Source organism: Anaerolineales bacterium, from assembly GCA_025808555.1.
Lineage (GTDB): Bacteria > Chloroflexota > Anaerolineae > Anaerolineales > UBA11579 > JAMCZK01.
This window is the reverse complement of record CP075526.1, coordinates 561911-579893: the sequence shown is the minus strand read 5'-3', so window position 1 is coordinate 579893 and position 17983 is coordinate 561911. Positions and strand designations below refer to the sequence as shown.

At 62.8% G+C, this 17983-nt stretch carries 12 protein-coding genes and 2 tRNA genes; 9 read left to right on the top strand and 5 right to left on the bottom strand.

Going from position 1 to position 17983, the window contains the following annotated elements:
• Window positions 1–4: 4 nt before the first annotated feature.
• The 3 genes from KIT08_03145 (at window position 5) to KIT08_03135 (ending at window position 6770) form a co-directional block, all read left to right on the top strand.
• Window positions 5–3241: a transglycosylase domain-containing protein gene (locus tag KIT08_03145; protein UYN90241.1), complete on the top strand. Its 3237-nt coding sequence runs from the start codon at window positions 5–7 to the stop codon at window positions 3239–3241.
• 270 nt (window positions 3242–3511) lie between these two features.
• Window positions 3512–4435 carry a hypothetical protein gene (locus KIT08_03140; protein ID UYN90240.1) on the top strand — a complete coding sequence of 308 codons (924 nt, stop codon included), beginning with the start codon at window positions 3512–3514 and terminating at the stop codon, window positions 4433–4435.
• Window positions 4436–4544: 109 nt separating this feature from the next.
• Window positions 4545–6770 (top strand): hypothetical protein, encoded by a 2226-nt coding sequence (locus KIT08_03135; protein ID UYN90239.1) that lies wholly within the window; start codon window positions 4545–4547, stop codon window positions 6768–6770.
• 59 nt (window positions 6771–6829) lie between these two features.
• Here KIT08_03135 and KIT08_03130 read toward each other — a convergent pair whose 3' ends face one another.
• Window positions 6830–7960 (bottom strand): aminopeptidase P family protein, encoded by a 1131-nt coding sequence (locus KIT08_03130; protein UYN90238.1) that lies wholly within the window; start codon window positions 7958–7960, stop codon window positions 6830–6832.
• A gap of 78 nt (window positions 7961–8038) precedes the next feature.
• Here KIT08_03130 and KIT08_03125 point away from each other — a divergent pair, with 78 nt between their 5' ends.
• From KIT08_03125 to KIT08_03115, 3 genes are all read left to right on the top strand, one after another.
• Window positions 8039–8659: a DUF1684 domain-containing protein gene (locus KIT08_03125; protein UYN90237.1), complete on the top strand. Its 621-nt coding sequence runs from the start codon at window positions 8039–8041 to the stop codon at window positions 8657–8659.
• Between the two features lie 53 nt (window positions 8660–8712).
• Entirely contained in the window at window positions 8713–9213 is a 501-nt protein-coding gene (locus KIT08_03120) for a hypothetical protein (protein ID UYN90236.1), read from the top strand.
• Window positions 9214–9295: 82 nt separating this feature from the next.
• A complete protein-coding gene (locus KIT08_03115; GenBank protein UYN90235.1) occupies window positions 9296–9805 on the top strand; it encodes a hypothetical protein in 510 nt (169 codons plus the stop codon).
• A 39-nt stretch (window positions 9806–9844) separates the two neighbouring features.
• On the opposite strand, the gene KIT08_03110 is transcribed toward KIT08_03115, so the two are convergent.
• Complete coding sequence (locus KIT08_03110; GenBank protein ID UYN90234.1) at window positions 9845–11224, bottom strand: MFS transporter; 1380 nt, start codon at window positions 11222–11224, stop codon at window positions 9845–9847.
• A 114-nt stretch (window positions 11225–11338) separates the two neighbouring features.
• Between KIT08_03110 and KIT08_03105 the strand changes: the two genes are divergently transcribed.
• From KIT08_03105 to leuS, 3 genes are all read left to right on the top strand, one after another.
• Window positions 11339–11411, top strand: a tRNA-Ala gene (locus KIT08_03105).
• Window positions 11412–11512: 101 nt separating this feature from the next.
• Window positions 11513–11585: transfer RNA gene (locus tag KIT08_03100), tRNA-Ala, on the top strand.
• A 303-nt stretch (window positions 11586–11888) separates the two neighbouring features.
• Window positions 11889–14345, top strand: a complete 2457-nt coding sequence (gene leuS, locus KIT08_03095) for a leucine--tRNA ligase (GenBank protein UYN90233.1) — start codon at window positions 11889–11891, stop codon at window positions 14343–14345.
• 64 nt (window positions 14346–14409) lie between these two features.
• Here leuS and KIT08_03090 read toward each other — a convergent pair whose 3' ends face one another.
• The 3 genes from KIT08_03090 to metG form a co-directional block, all read right to left on the bottom strand.
• The gene (locus KIT08_03090; GenBank protein UYN90232.1) at window positions 14410–14589 is read right to left on the bottom strand and encodes a hypothetical protein; all 180 of its coding nucleotides are present in this window, start codon (window positions 14587–14589) and stop codon (window positions 14410–14412) included.
• Window positions 14590–14736: 147 nt separating this feature from the next.
• A complete protein-coding gene (locus tag KIT08_03085; protein UYN90231.1) occupies window positions 14737–15990 on the bottom strand; it encodes a DUF2029 domain-containing protein in 1254 nt (417 codons plus the stop codon).
• Between the two features lie 128 nt (window positions 15991–16118).
• Window positions 16119–17912, bottom strand: coding sequence for a methionine--tRNA ligase (gene metG, locus KIT08_03080; GenBank protein UYN90230.1), 1794 nt, complete (start codon window positions 17910–17912; stop codon window positions 16119–16121).
• Between the last annotated feature and the right edge of the window lie 71 nt (window positions 17913–17983).

The following is a 17983-nucleotide window of genomic DNA, read 5'->3' as shown; positions in this document are numbered from 1 at the left end:
CCTCATGACTGGCAGCCTGCCCGAAGATACCGGCCAGCCCCCAGAGAAACAGCACCCCGGCGAGGGCGCTACCGATCGTTTCCGCCGCCTCTCGGCTTCGGGCGCCCATTCCGTAAACTCCTCGCAGGACAACTCTCCACAGGGCAACTCTCCGCAGGAGAGTACTACTCCTGACTTGAGCGACACCCAGCCCAGCCGCCCGGTGCCGGTGACCCCTGCTGGCAGTACTATCGCGCCGGACGAGGCCCCCACCATCTTTGAACCCGTGGGCGATTCCACGCCCGCCCCGCCGCCTCTGGGCCACACGCCCTCGGGGCCGCGCCCGGCCATGGACGAGTTCGGCATGCCCCTGCCGCGCCGCGTCGCCGAAGTGGACCCCGAAGCTACCCGCGTCAGCCGCGCCGCTTACAGCACTACCGGGCGCACAGCCGCCAGTGCCACCGGCAACGGCGGCGGCTCGCGCTTCAAGCAATGGTGGGGCCGGGTCAGCCGCATGGGCTGCCTGCCGCGCGTGCTGGTGTATGGCGGCATCGCCGCCATCCTGCTGGCGATGGCCAGCCTGGCCTTCGCCTTCTACGAATACTACGTCATCGCCTCCAGCCTGCCCTCGGTGGCTGATCTGCACGAGCGCACCTCGCAGTTCGAGACCACCCGCATTCTGGATGCGAACGGCAACCTGCTCTACGAGATCCTTGACCCCAATGCTGGCCGCCGCAGCTATGTGCCGCTGGCCGAAATCTCGCCGTACATGGTCGCTTCCACCATCGCCGCTGAGGACAAGGAGTTTTACAACCATCCCGGCTTCAATGTGATGTCCATTGCGCGCGCCTATTTCCAGAACCGTGCCGATGGCGAGATCGTCTCCGGCGCGTCCACCATTACGCAGCAGTTGGCACGCATGCTGCTATTCTCGCCCGAGGAAGCCTCGCAGCGCACTTATATTCGCAAAGTGCGCGAAGCGATCCTGGCGGCCGAGATCACCCGCCGCTACTCCAAGGAGGAGATCCTGGAGCTGTACCTCAACGAGATCTACTTCGGCAACATGGCCTACGGTGTGGAAGCTGCCGCCGAGACCTACTTCGGCACTTCAGCCAGCGAGCTCACCCTGGCCCAGGCCTCCTTCCTGGCCGGCTTGCCGCAATCGCCATCCGTATACGATGTCTATACCAATCGTGAGGCTGCGCTGGGCCGCCAGCAATATGTGCTGCGACTCATCTATAGCCTCAGCGCTGAAGCTGGCTGCATCTACGTCAGCAACAGCTCGGAGCGCGTATGCGTCTCGTTGGATCAAGCCGCTACGGCCGGCCTGGAAATGCTTGACTATCGCTTCAACCAACCCGGGGTAGAGATCCGCTACCCGCACTGGGTGCACTACATCCGCTCGTTGCTGGAAGCCCAGTACGACCCGCAGACCATCTATCGCTCCGGTTTCACCGTGCACACCACGCTTGATCCGGAGTTGCAAGACATGGCGCAGGATACATTGAGCGAGCACATCGCCGGTTTGCAAGACCGCAATGTGGGCAGCGGCGCACTGGTGGCCATGCGCCCCAGCGATGGGCACATCCTTGCCATGGTCGGCTCGGCCGATTTTTACAACGAGGAGATCGACGGCCAAATCAACATGGCTGTCTCCCCGCGCCAGCCGGGTTCCTCCATCAAGCCGCTCACCTATGTGGCCGCCTTCGAGAAGGGCTGGACTGCATCCACGCTTATCTGGGACGTGGAGTCGGAGTTCCCCCCCTCGGGCCTGGCCACCGATACGCGCCCGCCGTACATCCCGCAGAACTATGACGAGCGCTTCCACGGCCCGGTCACCGTGCGCTCGGCGCTGGCCAATTCTTACAATGTGCCCGCGGTCAAGGCGCTCGATTTCGTCGGCATCTACGACAATCCTGACACGCCGGAGGAAGAGGGCCTGGTGGCCTTCGCCCACCGCCTGGGCATCACTGATCTGCACAGCGACCAGTACGGCCTGGCGCTCACTCTGGGTGGCGGCGAGGTCAAGCTGCTGGATCTGACCAATGCCTACGCCATCTTTGCCAACCAGGGCCGCGCTCTCACTCCGGTGGCCATCACGCGCATTACGGATTTCCAGGGCAACGTGATCTTTGAAGCCCCGCAGCCCAGTGGCGAGCAAGTTATCCGTGAGGAGCATGCTTTCCTCATCAGCTCCATCATGTCGGACAATCAGGCCCGCACGCCGATGTTCGGCAGCAACTCGCTTCTCAACCTGCCGTTCCCCGTAGCGGCCAAGACCGGCACCACCACTGACTTCCGCGACAACTGGACCATGGGCTACACCCCCGATGTGGCCGTGGGCGTGTGGGTGGGTAACCCCGACAATACCGAGATGCAGGGCACCAGCGGCCTCAGCGGCGCGGCGCCGATCTGGGCCGAGTTCATGCAGGAAGCCGTGAACTACCTCACGGGCGGTAACCCCAGCAGCTTTGTGCGCCCGGCAGGCATTGAGGAAAAGATCATTTGCACGATCTCCGGTGCCGAGCCCTCCCAATACTGCGATGATCAGCGCCGCGAATACTTCGTCGTAGGCCAGCCGCCAGCCGACGCCGACAATGACCTGTGGCAGGACGTGCTGGCCGATACGTGGACCGGGCTCGAGTCCTCGGCTGCTTGCGGCAACCGCTTCACCGAGGAGCGCTTTGGCCTCAATGTGGAAGATCCCTGGGCCATCAAGTGGATCACGCAGACCAGCCAGGGCCGCAACTGGGCTGAGGCGAATGGTTTCGATGACCCGATCTACTTCTCCCCGCTGCGCGAGTGCCGCGATACCGACCCACGCCCGCTGCTTGACATCATTCTGCCCAACAACGGCGAGCACTTCAACCAGCACGAGGTGCAGGTGGTAGTGCGGGCGGATGCTACGCAGAACTTCCAGCGCTATGTGCTGGAATGGGCGCGCGGCACCAACCCGGATGACCACGATTGGGAGGAGCTCGCTGCCAGCAACACGCCCATTCCGCAGCAGGAGCGGGTGTACACCCTGCGCATGAATGAGATCACGCGTGGGGCGCTCTCGCTGCGCCTCACCATCTACAGCACGCAGAACACGTATGCTGAATATGAAATTGTGATCTACAACGATATGCCAGAGCCAACCGCCATCCCCTCGGCAACGCCGACCATCACACCCCTGCCTTCGGCTACGCCCACGGTTACTAACACCCCGTTGCCGACGGAAACGCCCACCAACACGCCTGAGCCGACGGCCACGCCGTAAGCTACCAACTAGTGGCCGCTTCGTCCCTTTTGTCATTCCGAGGCCAAACCCAGGCCAGGGACTCTTTCAATAACCGCTGAAGATGTTGTTCGTTTTGGGCATGGGGGTGGGGGGTGCAACTTAAAAGATATCTGGAGCACGGGAGAGGGATTGTTCATCTTGAGGTAAGGAATACCACGTGCGGGGCGCTAAGCAAGGAACTTGGCGACCCCGTCAAGGCGCTGGTTCTACGCAAACTCCGAGGCTTCGCAAAGCGGCTACAATCCTCCAATGCATTTTCTCTTCCTCTTCATGGATGGCATCGGCTTTGGGGACAATAACCCCGAAACCAACCCCTTCGTCGCCGCCAAAACTCCTAATATAGACGCCCTGCTGGGCGGCGCCCGTCTGGTGGCGGGCAGCGCCCCGCTCCAGACTGCCCGCGCCAGCCTGCTGGCGCTCGACCCCAATCTGGGCATGCCCGGCCTGCCGCAATCCGCCACCGGGCAGGCCACCCTGGTCACCGGTAAGAACGTGCCCCAACTGGTCGGTGAGCACTACGGCCCCAAGCCCAACAAACCGGTGGCCGCCGTGGTGAAAGAAGACAACCTGTTCATGCAGCTGGCTCAGCGTGGCTACCGCAGCACCCTGCTCAACGCCTACCCGCCGCCCTACTTCCAGGGCATCGAGAGCGGCAAACGCCTGCTCTCCGCCATCCCCCTGGCAGTCACCAGCGCCGGCATCGCTCTCAAGACCCATGAGGACATGCTGCATGGCGATGGCTTCTCGGCCGATTTCACCGGCGAGGGCTGGCGCACGCACCTCGGCTTCACCGACTCGCCGCTGCACACTCCCCACGAGGCTGGCCGCCGCCTGGCCGAGGTAACCCGCACCTACGATCTGGCCTTCTTTGAATTCTGGCCCAGCGACTACGCCGGCCACCATCAGGACCACGAGGGCGCGGTCAAACTGCTGGAGCATTTTGACGGCGTGATGGGCGGCCTTCTCGACGCCTGGGTTGACGACGAGGGGTTGACCCTGATCACCTCAGACCACGGCAACATGGAAGACCTGAGCCGCCGCACCCATACCGACAATCCGGTGCCGGCATTGGTCATCGGCGCGCCGGAGCTGCGCCAGCAGTTCTGCGCCGGGCTGCAAGACCTCAGCCACGTCACCCCCGCCATCCTGCAGTTCTATCCCCACCGGGAGTGATGCGAGAATAACGCCATGAGACCGCACGGAGCGATCAGAGGGGAAAGCTTGGTGTATTCATCTGTGTTTGTCTGCCTGTATCCTCTGTGTTCATCTGTGGATCGCTTTCATGGCTGAGCCCAATACATTCCTTATTGGCACATCACACCCGCCCAGCCCGCTGGAGCGCTACCTGCCGCCCGTGCCGCGCGGTGTGGCCGCCCAGTGGCTGGCGCAGCATGCGGCCCCCGGCGGCTGGGTGCTGGAGCCCTTCGGCGCATCGCCCCATTGGGCGGCCGAAGGGGCCCGCGCGGGTTACCGCGTGCTAGTAGCCGCCAACAATCCCGTGGCGCGTTTCCTGATCGAAATGCACGCTCAGCCGCCCAGCGTCGAGGCGCTAACCGCCGCCCTGGCTGCACTGGGCGCCGCCCGCCGGGGTGACGAGCGTCTGGAGCCAGCCATCCTCGAGATGTACCTGACCGAGTGTCCCAACTGTTCGGCGCAAATACCGGCCGAGGCTTTCATCTGGGAACGCGAGGCAGCCGCGCCGCACGCCAAGTTGCTCAACTGCAAACAGTGCGGGCAGCACGGTGAATACCCTTGCGACGCGCAGGACGCGGCTCGCGCCAATGCCTACCCGTTGAGCGGGCCAACTCTCGCGCGCGCCTTGGAGCGCATCGCCGCCAAGGACGACCCTGACCGCCAGCACGCCGAAGAGGCGTTGCAGGCCTATCTCCCGCGCGCCGCCTACGCGCTCATCACCATCATCAATCGCCTGGACAGTTTGGATAGCGATGCAGACGAGCGCCGCCTGCTCTCGGCCCTGCTGTTGAGCGCATGCGATCGCGCCACCAAGCTGTGGGCGCACCCCAGCGGGCGCATGCGACCGCGCCAACTGAGCGCGCCGCCGCAGTTCCGCGAATACAACATCTGGTTCGAAATGGAGCGTTCGATCGCCCTATGGGCGCAGGCCAGCGAAGCGCTGCCGGTGACCGAATGGCCCGAGGCGCCGCCGGAAAGCGGCGGCATCTGCATCTACGAAGGCCGCATGCGTGACCTGGCGGCCGAGATGCAAGACCTGTCGCTAGCGGCGGTGACCGCCGCGGTGCCGCGCCCCGCGCCAGCGTTCTGGACGTTGTGCGCTCTGTGGGCCGGCTGGCTGTGGGGGCGCGAGGCCATCGGCCCGTTCGTGCTGGTGTTACGTCGTCGCCGTTACGACTGGGCCTGGCACACTGAGGCGTTGCATGCCGCCCTGGCCGCGGTGGCCGAGCACATGACCGACAAGATGCCGCTGTTTATGATGCTGGCCGAGGGCGAAAGCGGCCTGCAGGCCGCCGCGGCGGTGGCCGCCAACCTGGCCAGCCTGCGCATCCATGCCATGGCCTACCGCCACGCTGACAGCGAGATGCAGCTGACCCTGCGCAAAAGCGCGGCGCAAACCGCCAGCGAAGCGCAAGATGAGGCCATTCGCGGCGCGGCCCATTTTGTGCTCAGCGGGCGCGGCCAGCCCAGTGCATACGATTATTTGCAGGCTACCGCGCTGAGCGTGCTCAACAAGCAAGCCGCCATGGGCAGCGGACAAAGCGACCCTTCCGAGCTATATACCCACACCCGCAAGCAAATTGCCGCCGCGCTGACCATGCACGGCGATTTTGTGCAGTATGGCGGCAACCCCGAAACACCGGAGACCGGCCTATGGTGGCCGGCCAACCCGCAAACGCCGCGCGCCCCACTGGCCGACCGGGTCGAGATCGCCGTGGTGCGCAGCCTGCTGCGCAGCCAGCCGCAAAGCACGCGGGCGCACGACCAGGCGCTGTGCGCCATCTTCCCCGGCCTGCTCACGCCGCACCCGGCTTTGTTGCAGGCGGTGCTGAGCTCGTACGCACAACAGGCCGATGGGCTGTGGCAGCTGGCTGCCGAGGACCAGCCGCGCCAACGCCGCGCCGACCTGGCCGAGATGAACGCCGCCCTGGTGATATTGGGCCAGCAGCTGGGCTACGAAGTGCAGGAGCAGGGCGAGGCGCAGGGCGAACCGCTGCGATGGCTGCAAAGCGGCCAAGCAGTGCTCAACTTTTACGTGATCGCTTCAGCCTTGTTGGGCGAAGTACTGTTGAACGCCAAAACCCCGGCGCACAACAGCCTGGTGGTGCTGCCCGGCCGCCGCGCCCCGTTGGCGCTCTTCAAGCTGGAGCGTGACCCACGTTTGGCGCAAGCAGTAGAAGACGGTTGGCGCTTCCTCAAGTACCGCGCCGTGCGCCGCCTGCTGGCGGCCCGGGCGCTGACGCCAGACAGCATCGCCGATGCAGCTCGCCTGGATCCGCTCACCTCAGAGGCCTTGCAGGCGCCGTTGTTATAGGGCGTAGCTTCGGATGAAGCTAGTTCGTAGAGGCGCAGCCTGCTACGCCCGGGAATTGACTAGTGGCCCACCACGCGCAGCTCGCGCGGGAAGGTACTGAGGGTCAGTGGACCGTCGGCGGTCATCACGACGTTGTCTTCGATGCGCACGCCGCCGCGGCCGTCAAGGTAGATGCCCGGCTCAACGGTGAAGCTCATGCCTTCGGCCAGCGGCAGCATGTTGTCGCCGCGCATGTAGGGCTCTTCGTGGCCTTCCATGCCCAGGCCGTGGCCGGTGCGGTGGGTGAAGTACTGGCCGTAGCCATTGTCGTCAATGGCGTCACGGGCGGCCTGGTCCACCGCGGCGCAGGGGGCGCCGATGGCGGCCGCCTCGCGGCCGGCCTGGTTGGCAAGTTTCACAATCTCGTAGATGCGCTTGAGCTCCTCGCTGATCTCGCCCACGGCAAACGTGCGGGTCAGGTCAGAAAGGTAACCATTGTAGGAGGCTCCCCAGTCGATCAGTAGCAGGTCGCCCTTTTGGATGCGATAGTCGCTGACGGTGGAGTGCGGGTTGGCGCTGTTTGCCGCGGCGGCCACGATGGGGGCGAAGGGCAGTTCCGGGTCGGAGCCGAGCGCATATAGCTGCTGCACCAGGATGCCGGCGATCTCCTTCTCGCTCATGCCGATCTTGATCTTCTTCAGCGTGGCTTCCAGGCCGCCCTCCGCGATCTCGACTGCTTTCTTCATCGCAGCGATCTCGCCGGCGTCCTTGTGCTTGCGCATGTCGGCGATCAACTCTTCGGCTATGGGGAACTCGGCGCCGGGGAAGGCGGCCTGCAGGTATCGCAGCTCCATCACGCGCATGCGCAAACCTTCCACGCCTATGCGCTTGGCCGGGCCGATGAGCGCCGCGGCCTGGTTGAAGGCGGCCTGCCATTCGGCAGGGTTCTCGCTGTAGGTCACGGCGCGCAGTTCAAAGCCGAGGTTGGCCAGCTTGCCCTTCTCGAAGTCCGGCAGCACGATCACCGGGCTTTTGCCCGGCGCCAGCAGTAGCACGGTGGGGCGCTCCATCAGGTGGAAGTGCAGGCCGCTGATATAGACCTGGCTGGGGCCGGCGTTCAGCGCCAAGGCGTCAAAGCCGCCGGCTTCCATAGCATCGCTGAGTTGGGCCTGGCGGCGGACGAGATTTTCGGTGGAGAAGGGATTGGTCATGGCGGCTCTCTGAGTAGTGGAAAGAAGTTGATTATACGCCTGTGCACTCTTCGCGGAATTTGGTGTTAGGCTAGCGACATGTTTCGATTGGAAGAACTGGACCAACTGGATTATTACCGCAAGATGCACGCCATCTATGCCAGCGTGCGTGATCGCCGCATCCCGGTCGAGCAGCGCTGGCAGTATTGGGTGGCGGCCCGCAATGAGTTGCTGGGCGGACACCCGCATTCGCCGGTGCCGGCCGCCCAGCGGGCGCACTTCATGAACCTGGCCTATTACCCCTATGACCCGGCGCTGCGTTTTGTTGTGGATGTGGATATTGATGTGCAGCCTGAGCGTTTTGAACTGGCGGGCGCAGACGTGCAGCGCGTGGGCCGCGTGCACTTCGCCATTGCTGGCAGCACACTGAGCCTCTCGCTGTTCAGCGTGCTGGGCTACGGCGGCGGCTTGCTGCTGCCGTTCGCGGATGCCAGCGCCCGCAGCGGCAAGATCTACGCCGGGGCGCGCTGGCTGCTGGATACGCCGCACGGCGCCGATCTGGGCGAAGAGCACGGCAAGCTGGTGCTGGATTTCAACTTTGCCTATAACCCCGCCAGCGCCTACGACCCGGCTGCGCCGCGGCAGGGTGCCCCGGCGGAGAACCAGCTGGCGCTGGCGGTGCCTGCCGGCGAGCAGGCTTATCCGCTGCCTGCCGCTTGACACAACTGAATATCAACCCTATAATTTAGGCATACCTAAATTATCGAGGACTTATGTTGGACCTGAAACTACTGCTAATTCATAGCCTTGTGGGCATTGTTGCCATCAGCGGCATCATCCTGACTGTAGGGGTCAAGCGGCCACGCTGGTTCCTTGTGAAGAAGAACGTGCCGCCGGATATTCTGGCTGCGGTGCCGCCGCGCACGGAAGCAGAGCGACGCCAGTCGCTCTGGGCCGGCATCCCGCTGGCGTTGGGCTTGCTGAGTCTCGTGCTTTACTCAACCTTTGTCTTTGGCCGGGAGAGTGGGGCCGGCTTCGGACTGCTGTTCCTGCACGCGCTTATCCTGATCCTGGCAGTAAGCACCTTTGACCTGGTGGTGATTGACTGGCTGCTGCTCAACACCATCACTCCCAAGCAGTTTGTATACCCAGGCACGGAAGGCTTTGCCGGCTACAAGGCTTACGGCTTCCATGGCCGGGCGCACCTGCGGGCGTTGCCTGGGCAGGCTGTCTTCGCCGCTATGGCAGCCGGCATCGTGATGCTGCTAACATGACAAAAAGCCCCGCACTTTGCGGGGCTTTTGTTTACCCAAGGGCCGCGCCCGTTTAGAATGTGGCCACGAGGAGATCATTCAAATGCTTGACTGGACCAAACTGATCATGGATGGCGGCATTTTCACCGCCGTATTTACCGGGCTGGTGTTGTACACCGCCATGAACAAGCCGCGCACCTTCCTGACCCCCGACGAAGTGCCGCCGGATATTCTGGCCAAGGCCAAGCCCTTGAGCAAGAAGGAGAAGGAAGAGGCCAAGAAAGCCATCTTTCCGCTGATGGCGATCCTGGTGGGCGGTACGCTGTACTCCACCTACACGTTTGCGCAGCAAAGCGGCGCCGGTTTCGGCACATTGTTTTTCCACGCGCTGCTGATCCAGCTCATTATCACCACGTTTGACCTGATCTTCATTGACTGGTTCATTCTCAATACGCTTACGCCGAAGTGGGCGGTGTTCCCTGGTACTGAGGGGTTGGCGGGCTATAAAGATTATGGCTTCCACGCCCAGGTTCACCTCAAATTGCTGCCGCGCCAAATCCTTGGCGCGATGGTCATCGCCGGCATTGCCATGCTGCTGGCAAACTACCTGTAGCAATAAAAAGCCCCGCACATGCGGGGCTTTTTTTTAAAACTAGCTCGTTCCTAGCGCTTCTTTTAGCGTTTCTTCTTCGCTCTGGCTCTTGATGATCACATCAGGGATCTCGTCTTGCACGTTGCGCAGGCGCGGGCTGCTCAGGGCGAGGATGGAGATTGCCAGCACCAGCAGGCCGATGACGGCAAAGAACAGGGCCATGCCGCGACCGGGGCCAACGCCGACCAGTTCACCGATGAGCGTATCGGCCAGCGCGCCGCCGGGCAGCAGGGCCGGGCCGAACACGCGGTCCACCAACGGGCCGGAGAGCAGGATGGCGATGGGCGCGGTGAACTGGGCCAGCATGCGCCGCACAGAGAACACGCGGCCCTGCAGATCAGGCTCGGTTTTGCTTTGCCACAGCGCCTGGCTGCTGCCGTTCATGATAGGCAGCACCAGCATGGAGAGAAAGCCTGCCACTGCGATCAGGGTCACGCTGGCTTGTAGCAACAGCAGCAGCAGCATAGCGCCCATCCAGATGCCCGAACCAATGACGCCATACACGCGGCGTTTGGGGCCGCCCCATGCGCTCATCACAAAAGTGCCCACCAGCATGCCGCCGCCCACAATCGAGCCGACGATGCCAGCCTGGGCCGGTGTACCCAGATCAAGCAGTAGCGGTGTCCATAAGGGCTGGAGCATGGAGAAGAAGAGATTGATCCCGGCAAAGTACATCAGCAGACGGAACAGGCCGGGCCGGTTGCGAATATAGGTGAAGCCGGCGCGGATGCTGGCCATGATGGATGGCTTGTTGGCCGATTCTTCAGCGGTGCGTACAGGCTCAGGGATGCGGACGTAGAGCAGGGTGCCAACCGCGAACAGGAAGGTGATGATATCGATCATGATGATGTTGGGCATGCCCCAGGTGACGAACAGGGCGCCGGCGATGGCGGGTGCGGCCAGTTGGGCAATGGCATCCGCCATTTGCACCATGCCGCTGGCGCGGCCCAGCTGGGCCTGCGGCACCAGCATGGTGGTGGCGGCGGAGTAGGCCGGCCACTGGAAGGTGTTGAACAGCGAGGCTACAAAATTGGCGGCATAAATGTGCCAGATCTGCAGGTTGTCGGTCAGGATGAGGGTTAGGATGGCCAGGGTGGTCAGCCCGGCGCCGGTATCGCTGAGAATCATCATCCAGCGGCGCGGGAAGCGGTCCACCAAGGCGCCGGCCACCGGCGAGAACAGCACGCCGGGCAGGGTGAAGGCCAGGATGCTCATGGCGAAGGCGGTGATGGAGGTGGTCTCCTGGTAGACATATACGCCCAAGGCGAAGCCGGTGAGGCCGGAGCCGAGCAGCGAGACCAGTTGGCCAAGCCAGATGGTGTAGAAGGTGCGCATGCTTTGCGGTTGCCCAGGAGCCGGGGCGGATGCAGTTGCGGTCATAGGTTTTGGTCTTTCGGGAGGATTGGGGATGAGTAAAATCCAATTATAACCCTTTGGCTGCAATCAATTCTTGACAGCGCCCCTGCGGCAAAGTACAATCCTGCCTCTGTACTAGGGCCTGTAGCGCAGTTGGGAGCGCGCATCAATCGCACTGATGAGGTCGAGGGTTCGAATCCCTCCAGGTCCACTGTGCGATCGTTAGGCACGGCACATTTACACAGACGTGGCGTTCCGTTACTCGGCGAAGCCGAGTAGGGCACGCCGAAAGCACGACGCAGTCGTGCGTACGGGCCCATGGCGCAGCTGGGAGCGCGCCTCAATGGCATTGAGGAGGTCGAGGGTTCGAATCCCTCTGGGTCCACTAGTAAGTCAAGTGAAGAGTGGCCGGTGAAACCGGTCACGCCGAGCAGGAGTAGTAGGTTGGCTTTACGCTCACAGAGAGCCGGGTGCAGTGGTGCAAGCCCGGCATGCGCAAAAGCAACTGAACTCGCCTGTAAGCCAGACGGCACGGCAGCGGGTGCGCCCAATACAGCGTGATGAGCGGTCTGCACCCATTGTGTGCGGGCAATGCGGGTGGTACCGTGGGAGTTACTCTCACCCCGTGACCTGAAGGTCACATGGGTGAGAGTTTTTTGTTTAAGCACTGCGCGAACGAGGAGATCGAATGGCAGAGAAGTACAACCCGGCCGAGATCGAGGCCAAGTGGCAGCAAAAATGGGAGGCAGACGGCATCTACCATGCCGACATTGACCCTAAGCGCCCCAAGCACTACGCGCTCACCATGCTGCCGTACCCATCGGGTAATTTGCACATCGGCCACTGGTATGCCATGACCCCTTCGGACGCGCGGGCGCGCTTCATGCGCATGCGCGGCTACAACGTCATGTTCCCCATGGGCTTCGACGCCTTCGGCCTGCCGGCCGAGAACGCCGCCATCCAGCGCAATATCCATCCCAAGAAATGGACTTACGCCAACATCGAGAATATGCGCAAGCAACTGCGCAGCATGGGCGCCATGTTCGATTGGCGGCGTGAAGCCGTTTCCTCTGACCCGGAATATTACAAATGGACGCAGTGGTTCTTCCTGCAGCTGTATAAGAACGGCCTGGCCTACCGCAAGATGGCCGCGGTGGACTGGTGCCCCAAGGACAACACGACCCTGGCGCGCGAGCAGGTGGTGGGCGAGAAGCGCGTATGTGAGCGCTGCGGAACGCCGGTAATCAAAAAGAACTTGGAGCAGTGGTTCTTCCGCATCACCAACTATGCAGATGAGCTGCTGAACTTTGTCGGCATTGACTGGCCGGGGCAGATCCAGACCCTGCAAACCAACTGGATCGGTCGTTCCGAGGGCGCTAACGTGGTCTTCAAGACCGAGACGGGCGATGAGTTCTCCATCTTCACCACCCGGCCGGATACGCTGTGGGGCGCAACGTTTATGGTGCTGGCCCCCGAACACCCGCTGGTGGCTAAGGTGACCACGCCGGACAAGAAGGCCGAGGTGGAAGCCTATGTGGCCGAAGCCACGCGCCAGACCGACATTGAACGTGAATCGACCGAGAAAGAAAAGACCGGCGTGTTCACCGGTGGTTACGCCATCAACCCGGTCAGCGGGGAGCGCGTGCCGATCTGGACTGCTGACTATGTGTTGATGACCTATGGCACCGGCGCCATCATGGCCGTGCCGGCTCACGATGAGCGCGACTTCACCTTTGCGCGCAAGTATGGCCTGGAGATACGTCCGGTTATTCAACCGTCGGTCATCCAACCCGAAGGCGAAGCGCTAGACGGCGCAACAATGACCGAAGCCGCCACTGGCGAAGGCATGATGGTCAACAGCGGCCCGCTGACCGGCACGCGGGCGGACCAAGCCATTGCCGACACCATCGCTTTCCTGCAACAGAAGCAAGTGGGCACGGCCACGGTGGGCTACCGCATCCGTGATTGGTTGATCTCGCGCCAGCGCTACTGGGGCGCGCCGATCCCAATCGTGTATTGCAAAGATTGCGGCGCTCAGCCCGTGCCGGATGACCAGCTGCCCGTGCTGCTGCCCGATGATGTGGAGTGGACGCCCACCGGCGAAAGCCCGCTGAAACTGCACCCCACCTGGAAGTACACCACCTGCCCGCACTGCGGCAAACCCGCCGAACGCGACACCGACACGATGGACACCTTCATGTGCTCGTCGTGGTATTTCCTGCGCTACCTGAGCCCGCACTACGACAAGGCGCCTTTTGACCCGGCCGAGTACGACTACTGGATGCCGGTAGATACCTACACCGGCGGCGCTGAGCATGCCGTGATGCACTTGCTGTATGTGCGCTTCTTTCATAAGGCGCTGCGTGACATCGGGATCACTGAAGGCCATGAGCCCATGCAGCAGCTGCGCAACCAGGGCCAGATCCTGGGGCCGGACGGCCAGCGCATGAGCAAATCGCGCGGCAATGTCATCGACCCGGATGAGCAGGTGCGCCTGTACGGAGCGGACACCGTTCGCGCCTATTTGATGTTCGGCTATCGCTGGAACGAAGGCGGTGCGTGGAGCGATGAGAACATCCAGGGCGTGGTGCGCTGGATGCACAAGGTATGGACCCTGTATACGGCCAAGGATGAGGGCGGAGGCAAACCGGACGCGGCGGCCGCTAAGTCCCTGCGCCGGAAGGTGCACCAGACCATCCAAAAAGTGGCCCGTGACCTGGAGACCTTTGAGTTCAACACCATCATCTCGGCCTACATGGAGCTGGCCAACACGATGACTGAGCTGCGCGCCAAGACAGAGGGCAGCCCGGAATGGGCCGAGGCCAAGGACGTTTACCTGCGCCTGATGGCGCCGGTCACGCCCCATGTGGCCGAGGAGCTGTGGGTGCACGAGGGCAAGCCGTACTCGGTGCACCAGCAGCCCTGGCCGGTAGCCGACGAAGCCGCCGCCCGCGAGGACGAGATCACCCTGGTGGTGCAGGTCAATGGCAAGCTGCGTGACCGCATCACCGTGCCGGCTGGCATCAGCGAGGACCACGCCAAGGCCCGCGCCCTGGCCAGCGAAGCCGTGGCCAAGGCGCTGGGCGGCAAGACGCCGCGCCAAGTGATCGTGGTCAAGGGCAAGCTGGTGAATATTGTGATGTAAGCAGCGCTGCGCTGTTCGACGCGAAGCAAAGACAGCAAAGGGCGGGTCTCAAACCCGCCCTTTTTTAGTCCTTGCCCTCTTCGACTGGCTGGTAGACCAGCTCCTCAGTAAACCCGAACTCCTTCCCGCAGTCTTCACAGGTCATCATCAGGGCGGAGTCGCGGGCAGCCGGGTCGGCCGGCAGGGTTGCATGCGTTGTGGCATTGCAAAACGGACACTTGATCTCGAACATTTGAGTTTCCATGGCTTCCTCCTGCATCTTAAGCTTACGGAATGCCAAGACGGTTCATAGGGTCATTTGCCACTAATTCAGCCCTGCAGCAATCCAATAGGGTAGGCGGGCACTTACAAAGCAGTTAAGCCCCGCCAATCAACAGGGTTTGCGCTCTTTTTAGCGTGAAGCTTTTGCTCTGGCACTGGTTTTGCGTGCAGGCCGGGCCTTGCCCCGCCGCCTCCGCTCCACGCCGCCGGGCGGCAGTGTACCGCGCGGGTCACGCGCGTACGGCGTGCTCACTACCCACAGCCCCAGTGCCCAAACGGCCAGCGGCAGCAGCGCGCTCAGTGTATCGCGCCCGCGTAGGAGGGCGATCATGCGCAGTGCATAGGGCAGGGCCAGCATGAGCGCAAGCAGCCAGGGCCACAGGCGCCGGCGCAGCTCGGGCGCCGAATGCTCGGCGTGGCGAATGGCCAGTAGCAGCGGGATCAGCAGCAGAACAAAGTCATAGTTCCAGGCATAGGGGGACAGGAAAAGCGAGAGCGGTACGAACAGCAGCATCACTGAGGTCAGATTGGTGTGCTTGTAGCGGCGCATCCACCACACCGAGAAGATGGACAGCCCAACGGCCAGCACGCCGCCGAATAGCGACCAGGCCGGCGCGCCAAATTCGGCCACCAAGCCCCACAGCGTGGGTACGTAGGCCTGGAAGGCCGGCAGCTTGCCGCTGGCGCCCACCGTGTGCTCCAGCCAGACCTGAAGCCAGCCGGGCCGCACCAGTTCGCTGATGAAGTACAGAGCCACCGCGCTGGCGGCGGTGCTGATCCACACCCGCCAGCGGCGGTGGGCCAGCGCCCAGCCCATGATGGCCCAGGCCAGGAACAGCACCGGGCTCGGGCGCAGGGCGGCCAACGCCAGGAAGGCGCCTGCCGCCCAGTCCTTGCGGCGCATCAGCAGCATGTACGCAGTCGCGAGAAAGAGCAACAGCAGGAAAGAGGGCTGGCGCGACCACCAGGCGTTGATCGTAGGCAGGAACAGCACGATGCACGCTACCACCAGGGCAAAGCGCCGCGGTTCTTTAAACTGCACTCCGCGCAACAACCAGTAGCTCGAGACAGCCAGCAGCAACTGCCCGAAGAACAGCCAGGCAATCTCGCCCGCCTTTACCGGCAGGAACGAGAACGGCGCGTAGATGAGCGCCATGGGCGGCGGGTAGATGAATACAGCGTTATCGGTGTAGCCATTGCCGAATAGGCGATGAGCCGCATCCCACTGAGCCGGGTCGTACAGGTCCAGCCCGTGTTGCAGCGCTTTGCCGGCCATGTGCACCAGCATGTAGTCATTGAACTCGGGCTGGCCTTTGCCAAAACCCACATACGCATTGAGATAGAAGAGCAGCGCCAACAGCACAATGCCCAACACAACCAGCACAGGTGTGATGCGAGTCTTTGACGCAGTGGTTGGTGGTTGCGGAGTGGTGGGAGCTATGCGCCGGGCGGCGCGTTTAACGGTGGAGCATTTGGAGGCTGCAGTCTTGCGAGCCCCCTGTTTTCGTGTAGCTATGTGGCGCCTCCGCCCAAGCGGGCACGTTCCTGATCGGCGATCTCGGGTTCAAGCTTCTTGTACAGTGGGCCGGGCTGGCGCAGTTGGCGGCCGCCCTCCAGCCTGCTGGGGCGCCAGTGGCCGGGGATAGCCGCGGCGCGGTAGCGCAGCGCCTGGTGCTCGCCCAGGTTGTCGGCAATGCTTTCGGTGTACTGCTCGCCGAACAGCGGGGCGTGATAGCCCAGCATGCTGTGCAGCGCTTCGCAACTGTGCGGGAGGAAAGGCGCCAGCAGCAGCTTGAGATTATCAATGGCGCGCAGGGCAGTGTAGATGGTGATCGCCGCGGCGTCCTTATCGGTCTTGACCTGCGCCCAGGGCGCCTGCTCATCCAGATAGCGGTTGACTTCGGCGGCCAGGCGCATGGCTTCGGCCAGGGCGCCGCGCAGCTTTACGCTCTCGATGAGCTCACCGACGCTGTCAAAGCCGTCCTCGACGATCGCCAGCAGCGCTTCGTCAGCCGGGCGCAGTGCGCCGGGCTGGGGCACTTTGCCGTCCCAGTGTTTGGCGGCGAAGGAGAGCACGCGGTTGGCCAGATTGCCCCAGGTAGCGACAAGCTCGTTATTGTTGCGGCGCACAAAATCATCCCAGTCCCAGTTTGAGTCGCTGGTCTCAGGCATGTTGACGGTCAGGTAATAGCGCAGCGGGTCCGCGTCGTAACGGCTGAGAAAATCCAACCCCCACACGCCCCAGTTGCGGCTGCCGGAGATCTTGCGGTTCTCCATGTTCATGAATTCGTTGGCCGGCACATCATAGGGCAGGGTGAGCGATTTGCCTTCCGTGCCTTCGAAGATGCGTGCAAATTCGTCAGCCACGCCGATCAGCTCCGCCGGCCACATGATGGCGTGGAAATCAATGTTGTCCTTGCCCAGAAAGTAGTAGGCGCGCGCTTCGGGATCGGTCCACCAGCGGTGCCAGGCTTCGGGCTGGCCGCTAAGGGTGGCCCATTCGATGGCGGCGGAGAGGTAGCCGATGACCGCCTCGAACCAGACGTAGAGGCGTTTGGTCTCCCAGCCTTCCTCAGGCACGGGGATACCCCAGTCGAGGTCACGCGTGATGGGGCGGCCGTGCAGGCGCTCTTTGCGGATCCAACCCAGCGAGCGGTTGACCACATTGGGGCGCCAGTAGCCCTGGCGCTCTTCAAGGAAGCGCACTACCGGCGCCTCCAGCTGCCCCAGGTCAAGGAAGTAGTGGGTCGTGGTGCGCAGCTCCGGGCTGGAGCCATCTTCTTTGGCGCGTGGGTTGATCAGTTGGGTCGAGTCGAGCACGTTGCCGCAGTTGTCGCACTGGTCACCGCGGGCGCCTTCGAAGCCGCAGATGTAGCACGTGCCTTCCACATAGCGGTCAGGCAGGAACTTGCGCAGGCTGGACGAATACCACTGCTGCTGCTCCTCGGTGTATAGGTAGCCGCGCGCTTTCAGGGCGGTGAACATGGCCTGCGAGACCTTGAAATGGTTCTGGGTATGCGTGCTGGTGAACAGGTCGTATTGCAGGCCCAGCTTCTGGAACAGGTCAATGAAGCCGGCGTGGTAACGGTGGTAGACCACCTCGGGGCTTACGCCCTCGGCGTCTGATTTGACGGTGATGGGCGTACCGTGCGCATCCGAGCCGGAGACCATGAGCACCTGGTTGCCCTTCAGGCGGTGGTAGCGTGCGAAGATGTCGGCAGGCAGGTACGAGCCGGTGAGGTTGCCGACGTGGATATCAGCATTGGCATATGGCCAGGCAACGGCCACGAGAATGTGTTTGCTCATGTGATGTGAGTATACAACGCCTCAGATATAGATATGCGTGGCTTCACCTCGTGGGCGCATGATTACTTGTG

What these genes read in the sequence shown, in the direction of transcription:
- KIT08_03145 (UYN90241.1), top strand. Translation starts at nt 5, where the DNA reads ATGACTGGCAGCCTGCCCGAAGATACCGGCCAGCCCCCAGAGAAACAG.
- KIT08_03140 (UYN90240.1), top strand. Translation starts at nt 3,512, where the DNA reads ATGCATTTTCTCTTCCTCTTCATGGATGGCATCGGCTTTGGGGACAAT.
- KIT08_03135 (UYN90239.1), top strand. Translation starts at nt 4,545, where the DNA reads ATGGCTGAGCCCAATACATTCCTTATTGGCACATCACACCCGCCCAGC.
- KIT08_03130 (UYN90238.1), bottom strand. Translation starts at nt 7,960, where the DNA reads ATGACCAATCCCTTCTCCACCGAAAATCTCGTCCGCCGCCAGGCCCAA.
- KIT08_03125 (UYN90237.1), top strand. Translation starts at nt 8,039, where the DNA reads ATGTTTCGATTGGAAGAACTGGACCAACTGGATTATTACCGCAAGATG.
- KIT08_03120 (UYN90236.1), top strand. Translation starts at nt 8,713, where the DNA reads ATGTTGGACCTGAAACTACTGCTAATTCATAGCCTTGTGGGCATTGTT.
- KIT08_03115 (UYN90235.1), top strand. Translation starts at nt 9,296, where the DNA reads ATGCTTGACTGGACCAAACTGATCATGGATGGCGGCATTTTCACCGCC.
- KIT08_03110 (UYN90234.1), bottom strand. Translation starts at nt 11,224, where the DNA reads ATGACCGCAACTGCATCCGCCCCGGCTCCTGGGCAACCGCAAAGCATG.
- leuS (UYN90233.1), top strand. Translation starts at nt 11,889, where the DNA reads ATGGCAGAGAAGTACAACCCGGCCGAGATCGAGGCCAAGTGGCAGCAA.
- KIT08_03090 (UYN90232.1), bottom strand. Translation starts at nt 14,589, where the DNA reads ATGGAAACTCAAATGTTCGAGATCAAGTGTCCGTTTTGCAATGCCACA.
- metG (UYN90230.1), bottom strand. Translation starts at nt 17,912, where the DNA reads ATGAGCAAACACATTCTCGTGGCCGTTGCCTGGCCATATGCCAATGCT.